Genomic DNA, 9,218 nt, shown 5'->3' on the forward strand with positions numbered 1-9,218 from the left:
ACGTGCGACTCGAGGGCGATCTCGCCGACGTGCCGCCGGTCGTGGCCGCGACGGTCTACCGCATCGCCCAGGAAGGAGTGACGAACGCGCGACGTCACGCGCGGGGCGCCACCCGGGTCGACGTGGCCGTCGTCGCCGACGCCGACGGGATCCGGGTCGACGTGCACGACGACGGCGAGCCCGCGGCATCCGGAACCCCCGGCTACGGCCTCCGTGGCATGGCCGAGCGCGCCGCCCTGCTCGGCGGCACCTTCACGGCCGGTGCCGCACCCGGAGGCGGCTGGTCGGTCGCCGTGGCCCTCCCCCGCGCCGGATGGTCCACATGAGCGTGCGCGTGCTCATCGCCGACGACCAGGAGCTCGTGCGCACCGGCCTGCGCATGATCCTCGACGCGCAGCCCGGCATCGAGGTCGTCGGCGAGGCGAGCGACGGGGCCGAGGCGGTGTCGCTCGCCCGCGACCTCCAGCCCGACGTGTGCCTCTTCGACATCCGGATGCCGGTGCTCGACGGCATCGCGGCGACGCTCGCCCTCGCCGGGCCCGGCGTCGAGCACCCGATCCCCGTCGTGGTGATCACCACGTTCGACCTCGACGAGTACGTGTACGCCGCCCTGCGCGCCGGGGCCCGCGGATTCCTGCTCAAGAACGCCGGTCCCGCCCTGTTGGCCCAGGCCGTGCACGCGGCGGCGCGCGGCGACGCGCTCATCGACCCCAACGTCACGGTGCGGCTCATCGAGACGTTCGCGGGGTCGGCGTCCGCCTCGCCCGCCGCCGCCCCGACCCCGCCGGCGCAGCCCATCGAGCCGCTCACCCCGCGCGAGGAGGACGTGCTCGCCGCGGTCGCACGCGGCCTCGGCAACCCCGAGGTCGCGAGCGAGCTGCACATCTCGMTCAGCACCGTCAAGACGCACCTGGCGAGCCTCATGGCCAAGGTCGGCGCGCGCAACCGCGTCGAGGTGGCCATCTGGGCGTACGAGAGCGGTCGTGCCGGCGCCAACGGAGCATCCCGGCTCAGGACCGACCCTGACGCGAGCTGAGCGGCGCTCACGTAGCCTCGGGCGCATCGCCGTTCGGCGTTGAGACCGCGGCGGGACGCGGACGGATGCTGCGTCCCGCCGCCCTGCGGCCCGACGACCCGCGCACCGCTCGCCCTAGAGCGCCGCCCCGACGAGCGCCTCTCCCACGGGTGTGCGGGTGTGCAGCATCCGGGCGCCGTCCCGCACGCTCGCGATGAGCCCGCTGTTGCGGAGCACGGTGAGGTGGTGCGACGCCGTCGACACGGCCAGTCCGCAGTCGGCCGCCACCTGCGACGTCGTGCGGGAGTCGTGGGCGGTGAGCAGGATCTCGGCGCGCGCGGGGCTCATCAGCGCCGCGAGCGACCGCGTCGCTGACTCGGGGTCGCGAGCCCACGTCTCGGTGATCCCCTGCGCCGGGTAGAACAGGGTCGGCTGGGCGGGCGGCTCGGTGAGCACCTGGCTGCGATGGGAGCTCATCACCGACGGCACGAGCACGAGCCCGCTGCCGCGGCAGTCGACCAACTCGTGGTGCAGCCGGAGCCGCACCCTGACGAGCTCGCCCTGCCAGCTCACGGACTCGTGCAGCCCGTCGATCATCGCACCGAGGCCGGCGGTCGTCACCCGGCGTGCCCGCACGGCCATGTCGGCGCGAAGGATCCGCTCGACCTGCACCCAGACGGGCGCGAGCAGCGCGTCCCACAGTTCCTGCCACGCGTCGGCGATCATGCTGCGCGCCCGCACCGGCTCGTCACGGAGGCGCGCGATCGCCTCGTGCCGTCGACCCGACGACCGGGCGAGCATCTTCGCGAGGTCGGCCCGGAACAGCTCTGGCGGCACCGCCCGCAGCCGCCGCACCTCGTCGTCGGGGCCCATGTCCCAGCTTGGCGTGGCGGTGAGGAAGTCGGGGAAGTAGCCGTCGGCGCCGATGACCAGCGCCATGAGCTCGAACGCCTCGCGCGGCACGTCGCCGCGCACGTTGCGGACCCAGCCCCACTGCAGCGGCTGCTCGTCGGGCCGCTGCAGCACCCGCACCGCGTGGCACAGCTCATGCCCCGGCGAGATGCCGAACCGGATCGCCGAGATGTCGTCGGGCGCGAGCCGGAAGTCCACGAACATTCGATCCACGTCGAAATGCTACCGAGTCGTGGCGCGCAGGCGGAGGGTGAGGGAAACGGATGCCGCAGCGGCATCCGGAACCGGAGAGGAAGGCCGTCATGGCAGCCGACGAACCCACCGCCACCCCACCGGATGCCGCCGGATCAGCCGCACCCCGCCTCGTCGGGGCCGACGAGCTTCGATTCGGCACCGGGCGCACCCTGCGCTTCGAGGGCCGCGACCACGGCGCCGGGATCTCGTACTTCCTGGTGGATAACGACCCGGGGCAGGGACCGGGCCTGCACCGGCATCCGTACACCGAGACGTGGATCGTGCTCGAGGGCGAGGCGCGCATCACGATCGGCGACGCCGAGCTCGAGGCGACCGCGGGCGACACCGCGACGGTGCCGGAGCAGACCTGGCACGGTTTCACGAACTCGGGCACCGGACGCCTGCGCATGGTGTGCATCCACGCCTCGGACGTGATGATCCAGKAGAACCTCGAGGACTGAGCGGGTATCGACCCTGCAGGTTCACGGCGAGCTCGCGGCCACCAGACCCCGCTGCCTGCGTAGGCTGGGCGAGTGAAGGTCGTCAGCTACAACCTGCGGAAGCATCGCGCCATCAACGAGCTCGCGGCGCTCGACGAGCGGTACACGCCCGACCTCATCTGCCTGCAGGAGTGCGACACCACCGACCTGCCCGAGCATGTGGGCCGGCTCGAGCTGGCGACCTCGACCTCCGGCAACCGGCTGGGCCTCGCCGTGTACTACCGGGCCGACCGCTTCGAGGGCCGTGCGACGCGCGCGGTGGCACTGAAGAAGTCGCTGCATGATCACCTGCTGCGTCCGGCGCACGAACGGCTCATCGGCGTGCGCCTGTTCGACCTCGAGGCGCAGCGCGAGCTCGTCGTCGCGTCGTTCCATGCGGCACCGCTCACCGCCCTGAACTCCTTGCGCCGGCACCAGATCCGTGCCGCCCTCGGCGAGCTGCAGCTGCTCGGACCCGGCCTGCCGACCCTCATGGTGGGCGACTACAACTACCCGGTGTTCAAGGACAACCTCGCCGAGAAGGTGCGCGAGGTCGGCTACGAGCTGAACCTCAGCGACAGCCGCACGTACACGCGGTACAAGTTCTTCCGCGGGCACTTCGACCTCGCCACGTCCGTCGGCTTCGAGATCGACCGGGTCGAGACGCTGCCGCGAGGCTCCTCCGACCACCTGCCGATCCTCGTCGAGACGCGGTATGCGGCCGCCGTGGTGGCGGAGGAGGACCTCGCCAGCTGAGCGCCCCCTAGGGCACGAGGTGGCCCGCAGCGCGGAACAGCTCGTACCACTCGGCGCGGGTGAGCGGGATGTCCGATCCCTGCGCGGCGGCCGCCACGCGCTCGGGACTCGTCGTGCCGAGCACGACCTGCATGTTCGCCGGATGCCGCGTGATCCACGCCGTGGCGATCGCGATCGGCGGCACGTCGTAGGCGGCGGCGAGGCGGTCGATCACCGCGTTGAGCTCGGCGTACTCGGGCGAGCCGAGGAACACGCCCGTGAAGAATCCCGCCTGGAACGGCGACCATGCCTGCACGGTGATGTCGTTGAGCCGGCAGTAGTCGACGATGCCGCCGCCATCCAGCGTGGCGGACTGCCCCTCGGCGGCCATGTTCGCCGCGACGCCCTGGCTGATGATCGGCGCATGCGTGATCGAGAGCTGCAGCTGGTTGGCCACGATGGGCTGGCGTACGTACCGCTTCAGCAGGTCGATCTGCCTCGGCGTGTGGTTCGAGACGCCGAATGCGCGCACCTTGCCGGCCGCTTCGAGGTCGTCGAACGCCCGGGCGACCTCCTCGGGCTCGACGAGCGCGTCGGGGCGGTGCAGCAGCAGGATGTCGAGGTAGTCGGTGCCGAGCGCGGCCAGCGAGCCCTCGACCGACTCGACGAGGTGCTCGTACGAGAAGTCGAAGTACGGTCCGTCCTTGACGATGCCGGCCTTGCTCTGGATCGTGTACTCGGCCCGCTGCGACGGGGTGAGCTGCATGGCCTCGGCGAACCGGCGCTCGCACTCGTGCAGCTCGCGCCCGTAGATGTCGGCATGGTCGACGAAGTCGATGCCCGCGTCGCGCGCGGTGCGGACGAGCTCGCGGATCTCGTCGTCGGTCTTGTCGGGGATGCGCATGAGGCCGAGCACGACGTTCGGCGCGGTGATGTCGGTGCCCGGGAGGGTGAAGGTCTTCATGTAGTCCTCAGCTGTCGTGGGGTTGCGTGTTCACGCTAGGCGCGCCCATGCTAGAAGTCCAACAAATTTGCTTGATGGCATTGAGAAGCGAGAGTCATAAATGGACCTGCGGCAGATGGAGTACCTCGTGGCCCTCGCCGACGAGCAGCAGTTCACCCGAGCCGCCGCCCTGTGCCACGTGTCCCAGTCGGGCCTCTCGGCGGCCATCCGGAGCCTCGAGGACGAGCTCGGCACGACGCTCTTCACGCGCACCACGCGCCGCGTCGAGCCGACGGATGCCGGACTGGCCCTGCTCCCCCACGCGCGTGCGATGCTCGCCCAGGCCACCGCCGGCCGCGACGCCGTCGTGCGCGCCACGAACGAACTCTCGGGGCAGCTGCGGGTCGGCACCGAGCAGTGCCTCGGCATCGTCGACGTGCCGCCGCTGCTCGAGCGGTTCCGCCGACGCTACCCGCTCGTCGACATCCACTTCACCCAGGCCGGGTCGCACGACCTCGTCGGCCGCGTCCGCGACGGCGAACTCGACGTCGCATTCGTCGCGGCCACCGACCACCTGGCGCGCATGACCCGCACCGAGCTGGGGCGCCGCCCCGTCGTGCTGCTCTGCCCGCCCGAGCATCCGCTCGCGGCATCCGCCCGCCTCGACTGGGCCGACCTGCGCGACGTCGACTTCATCGACTTCCACGAGTCGTGGGCGGTGCGCTCCCTCAACGATGCCGCGTGCGCGGAGCAGTCCGTCGCGCGGCGCGTGCGCTGCACCGTGAACGACGTGCACACGCTGCTCGACCTCGTGCAGCGCGGCCTTGGCGTCGCGCTCGTGCCGCAGCATGTGGCATCGAAGCCGCGGGCGGCCGGCCTGGCGATGCTGCAGCTGCCCCCTGCGTCGACGCCGCAGTGGATCGTGTCGGCGGTCACCGCGACTCCGGCCGCCGCCGGCGCATCGCTCCTCCTCGAGATCCTCGACGGCGAACTCCGATCCCGAGACGACGAAGCCCTCGCGGCGCGATCGGCCTGATCCGCCCTGTCCTGCGTCATCGGGCGCCACTAGGGTGACGACCATGGATCTCGGGCTCGCAGGCAGGACCGTCGTCGTCACCGGAGCGGGCAAGGGCATCGGGCTCGCCGCCGTGCGGGCGCTGCTCGACGAGGGCGCGCTCGTCGTCGCCGGCTCGCGCAGCGCCAACGACGACACCCGTGCGCTCGAGGGGCGCGACGGATTCTCATTCGTCGAGGTCGACCTCGGCACCGCCGACGGGCCGCAGCGGCTCATCGACGCGGTCGACGGCGAGATCCACGCCGTCGTGAACAACGTCGGCTCGGCGCCCGTGCGACCCGCGGGCTTCGCCTCGATCGCCGACGAGGATTGGCTGGGCACGTTCACGTTGAACGTGCTGGCGGCCGTGCGCCTCACCCGCGCGGCGATCCCCCGCATGACGGCCGGCGGCGCGATCGTGAACGTCGCCTCCGAGAACTCGCTGCTCGCGGACCCGCTCGTCATGGACTACAGCGCCGCGAAGGCCGCGCTGCTCAGCTTCTCGAAGTCGCTGTCGAAGGAGCTCGCTCCGGGCGGCATCCGCGTCAACTCCGTGAGTCCCGGGCCGGTGGCCACCGACCTGTGGCTCGGTGAGCACGGTGTCGCGGCGACCGTGTCGCGTGCGACCGGCGCCGATGCCGCCGACGTCGAGCGCGGCGCGGCCGGGCAGTCGCCGACGGGTCGGTTCACGCAGCCCGAGGAGGTCGGCGACCTCATCGCCATCCTCGCGAGCACGCGGCTCGGCAACGTGACCGGCGCGGACTTCGTGATCGACGGCGGCCTGCGCCCCACGATGTGACCGCAGKGCCGCGCATCCGTCGGCGTCTACACGCCGATCGTCAGTGCCGCGGTGTAGCCCCCGGCGACCGATCCCGACATGCTCGCGATCTGGTGGATGCCGCCGTCGTCGCCGAACACCATGTCGCGCGAGAGGCTCGTCTGCGCCAGGTTGCGCACGCTCTGCTCGTAGCCCGAGGCGGCGTACACGAGGTCGTTCACCTCCTCGGGCAGGGCGATCTGCGACGTCTTCACGATCGGCCCCGACGCCACGGCGTTCGCGATATCCGAATAGACCTCGAAGTGGATGTGCGGCCACCGGCCCGAGTAGCACGCCGGGTAGATCGACGTGAAGCGCACCGTGCCGGTCGCGTCGGTCTCCTGCACGCCGCGCAGGTAGTTCTCGCCCTCGACCCCACGCGAGTACAGGGAGTAGTCACCGTCACGGTCGCAGTGCCAGAGGTAGACGCCCGCGCCCACGAGCGCGCTGCCCGTCGCGGCATCCCGCACCGTGAGCGCGATGGTGAGCGGCACGCCGGCCGCGACCGTCGTCGACGAGCCGAAGCTCGAGCGGATGTCGCTGCGCACGATGCCCGAGTCGTCCAGCACGTTCACGCCGTTCGAGCCGTCGCCGGGGTATGGGCCCCCGGTCTCGTCGGGCACCTCGGCAAGGGGGTCGGATGCCGCGGCCGACGCGCTGGCGGACGCGCTCGCGCTCGGGCTCGGGGTCGCRCTCGTCGCGGCGGTCGCGCCGCTGCGGGACTCGGGGCTCGCGCACGCGGCCAGCAGGGCGGTCACGCCGATGCCGCCGAACAGGCCGAGCGCGCGGCGGCGGTCGACCAGGGTGCGGATGTCGTAGACGAGGCCGCGGTGGTCCTCGTCGATCTCGTGGCCGTGCTCGTCGATCCAGCGGGGGTCGGTGGTCATGTCGTGCTCCTCTCCGGAGAGGACAGCATCGCCCGGGTGTCCGGCACGCCGCTGTGCGCGGCCGGTGCGTTTCCTATGATGGAGGCGCCGATGGCCGGACCGCGCGGGTGCGGCCTCCATCACGCGAGGGAGCTCAGCATGGGAACCATCTCGGTCGACCTGTTCATCACGCTCGACGGCGTCTACCAGGCGCCCGGCGGGCCCGACGAGGACCGCGAGGGCGGCTTCGAGTACGGCGGCTGGCAGGGCGCCTACTTCGACGACGAGTCCGGCGAGGTGATCGCCGCCGGCATCGATCGCATGGACGCGCTGCTGCTCGGCCGCAAGACCTACGACATCTTCGCGGGGTTCTGGCCGAACCGCGGCGACGACGACCCGATCGCGGTGACGTTCAACGCGCTGCCGAAGTTCGTCGTGTCGCGATCGCTCACCGATCCCGCGTGGCAGGGCACGACGGCGCTGTCGGATGTCGCGGAGGTGGCCGCGCTGAAGGACCGCTTCGACGACATCCACGTGGTCGGCAGCGGCGACCTCGCCCGCTCGCTGCTCGAGGCCGACCTCGTCGACCGGCTGAACCTCTACCTCTACCCGCTCACCTTCGGATCGGGCAAGCGGCTCTTCGCCGACGGCCGAGGCGTGCCCGCGGCGTTCCGGCTCGCGGAGCCGCCGCGGGCGTTCCCCAAGGGGGCGATCGCACTGTTCTACGAGCGCGCGGGCGCACCCCGCACGGGCATCGACATCAGCGAGGGATAGGGCCGCTGCGCGAGGCCGCTGCCGCCCGCGGCATCCGCTCGCCGTTCGTCATCCCTCGAGGGCCGGGTACTCCTCGATCGTCCACTCGTCGCGCCAGTCGATGTACGGGCGGTCTCCGTCGAACCGGATCGGCAGCCACACGTAGTCGGCGAGCGACGTGTCGGGCTCGCCGAGGTCGATGGCACCCCACTCGCGGGGGCCTTCGAGGTCGACCCGGAACACCTCCTCGAACAGGGCCTGGATGTCGGGCAGGTCGTCGGGCGGCGAGACCACCCATCGGTCGGCGATCGCGATGTAGAGGTCGCGTCGGTGCGGGTGCGCGAAGATCGACGAGATCTGCGACCGGAACGACGTGCGCGAGTCGTCGCCGGGGTGGGCGTCGCCGAGCACGGTCCATGGCCCGTGATACGAGTCGGCCGTCGCGAACTCCGAGGGGTTCGGGAAGTAACCCGTCGTTCCGGAGGTAGCGAGGAAGTGGCGGCCCTTCCGGCGGAAGTACGCCGGGGCCTCCCGCACGAGCGGCGGCTGGAGCCGCGGGAAGTGCGTGGAGTAGTAGCCCGTGACATCCGTGTACTCGTCGTTCAGGTCGGCGACGATGAGCTCGCTGTGCACGCGCTCGAAGATGTAGTACGCCTTGCCGTCGGACGGCTCGACCACGAGGTCGAAGTCGCCCGCGTTCATGCCGAGCGGCTTGATGCCGCGGGTCACGAGCTCGTACGGACCGAGGATGTCGTCGGCCGTGAAGACGCTCGAGCGCTGCTCCCCGTTGCGATGCATGACCTTCACCCAGCACACGAACTTGCCCGTCGCGGCGTTGTGGATGATGTGGGGCCGGTCGGCGAGTTGGGCGGGATGCAGCGGGTGCGCCTCGTCGTCGAGCACCGGCGGCAGGATGGTGCCGAGGTCCTGCCAGTTGTAGAGGTCCTTCGAGGAGTAGCACCGCACGCCCCAGTGCCAGATGCCGTTGCCCGGAGCGGTGCGCTCCTTGTTCTCGCCGTACCAGTAGAACGTGTCGCCCACGGTGATGACGGATCCGCCGTGGGCCTGGATCCGGTTGCCGTCGGTGTCGAGCCACGGCTGGCCGGGTCTGATCGAATGCTGCACTGCGGTCCCTTCGGAGAGGTCGAGTCGGTCGTGCGGTGGTCAGGCGACGCTGACGGCGGGGTCGGTGGCGTCGGTGGCGTCGGGCGCGTCGACCGCGACCGGACCGGCCCCGGCGTCCGCCCGCTCGTCTTCGTGGGGGCCGCCGCGCCAGCGCTTGCGTGGCCTCGCCGGGTCGGATGCCGCGTCGCGCACGGTGCACGTGAACGAGTGCCGTCCTGCCGGCACGTCGTCGACGGTCGAGCCGTCGGGCAGCTCGATCGACGCGGTGGCTCCGACGGGCACGAC

12 protein-coding genes are annotated in these 9,218 nt (G+C 71.5%); 7 read left to right on the forward strand and 5 right to left on the reverse strand.

The features are described 5' to 3' along the window. A partial coding sequence (locus AC1DY2_RS09815) for a sensor histidine kinase (protein ID WP_476762249.1) occupies positions 1–326 on the forward strand: 326 nt, incomplete at its 5' end. Next, positions 323–1,036 carry a response regulator gene (locus AC1DY2_RS09820; RefSeq protein ID WP_476762250.1) on the forward strand — a complete coding sequence of 238 codons (714 nt, stop codon included), beginning with the start codon at positions 323–325 and terminating at the stop codon, positions 1,034–1,036. The genes AC1DY2_RS09815 and AC1DY2_RS09820, both read left to right, overlap by 4 nt. A gap of 114 nt (positions 1,037–1,150) precedes the next feature. Here the strand turns inward: AC1DY2_RS09820 and AC1DY2_RS09825 are convergent, their stop codons facing one another. After that, the gene (locus tag AC1DY2_RS09825) at positions 1,151–2,131 is read right to left on the reverse strand and encodes an ArsR/SmtB family transcription factor (RefSeq protein ID WP_476762260.1); all 981 of its coding nucleotides are present in this window, start codon (positions 2,129–2,131) and stop codon (positions 1,151–1,153) included. Between the two features lie 98 nt (positions 2,132–2,229). Here AC1DY2_RS09825 and AC1DY2_RS09830 point away from each other — a divergent pair, with 98 nt between their 5' ends. Together AC1DY2_RS09830 and AC1DY2_RS09835 are read left to right on the forward strand one after the other, a co-directional pair. Then, positions 2,230–2,622, forward strand: a complete 393-nt coding sequence (locus tag AC1DY2_RS09830) for a cupin domain-containing protein (RefSeq protein ID WP_476762251.1) — start codon at positions 2,230–2,232, stop codon at positions 2,620–2,622. Between the two features lie 72 nt (positions 2,623–2,694). Beyond that, entirely contained in the window at positions 2,695–3,396 is a 702-nt protein-coding gene (locus AC1DY2_RS09835) for an endonuclease/exonuclease/phosphatase family protein (protein WP_476762252.1), read from the forward strand. A gap of 7 nt (positions 3,397–3,403) precedes the next feature. On the opposite strand, the gene AC1DY2_RS09840 is transcribed toward AC1DY2_RS09835, so the two are convergent. Beyond that, positions 3,404–4,339, reverse strand: coding sequence for an aldo/keto reductase (locus AC1DY2_RS09840; RefSeq protein WP_476762253.1), 936 nt, complete (start codon positions 4,337–4,339; stop codon positions 3,404–3,406). A gap of 100 nt (positions 4,340–4,439) precedes the next feature. Here AC1DY2_RS09840 and AC1DY2_RS09845 point away from each other — a divergent pair, with 100 nt between their 5' ends. Both AC1DY2_RS09845 and AC1DY2_RS09850 read left to right on the forward strand, forming a co-directional pair. Beyond that, the gene (locus AC1DY2_RS09845; protein ID WP_476762254.1) at positions 4,440–5,354 is read left to right on the forward strand and encodes a LysR family transcriptional regulator; all 915 of its coding nucleotides are present in this window, start codon (positions 4,440–4,442) and stop codon (positions 5,352–5,354) included. A 43-nt stretch (positions 5,355–5,397) separates the two neighbouring features. Further along, complete coding sequence (locus tag AC1DY2_RS09850; protein ID WP_476762255.1) at positions 5,398–6,171, forward strand: SDR family oxidoreductase; 774 nt, start codon at positions 5,398–5,400, stop codon at positions 6,169–6,171. A gap of 26 nt (positions 6,172–6,197) precedes the next feature. Here AC1DY2_RS09850 and AC1DY2_RS09855 read toward each other — a convergent pair whose 3' ends face one another. Further along, on the reverse strand, positions 6,198–7,076 hold the full coding sequence (locus AC1DY2_RS09855; protein ID WP_476762256.1) for an intradiol ring-cleavage dioxygenase: 879 nt from the start codon (positions 7,074–7,076) through the stop codon (positions 6,198–6,200). A gap of 138 nt (positions 7,077–7,214) precedes the next feature. Between AC1DY2_RS09855 and AC1DY2_RS09860 the strand changes: the two genes are divergently transcribed. After that, entirely contained in the window at positions 7,215–7,829 is a 615-nt protein-coding gene (locus AC1DY2_RS09860; RefSeq protein WP_476762257.1) for a dihydrofolate reductase family protein, read from the forward strand. Positions 7,830–7,877: 48 nt separating this feature from the next. Here the strand turns inward: AC1DY2_RS09860 and AC1DY2_RS09865 are convergent, their stop codons facing one another. Further along, on the reverse strand, positions 7,878–8,933 hold the full coding sequence (locus AC1DY2_RS09865; protein ID WP_476762258.1) for a family 43 glycosylhydrolase: 1,056 nt from the start codon (positions 8,931–8,933) through the stop codon (positions 7,878–7,880). 39 nt (positions 8,934–8,972) lie between these two features. Beyond that, the coding region (locus tag AC1DY2_RS09870) for a hypothetical protein (protein WP_476762259.1) at positions 8,973–9,218 on the reverse strand (246 nt) is incomplete at its 5' end.

It is taken from the genome of Agromyces sp. P1_H4 (assembly GCF_056405255.1).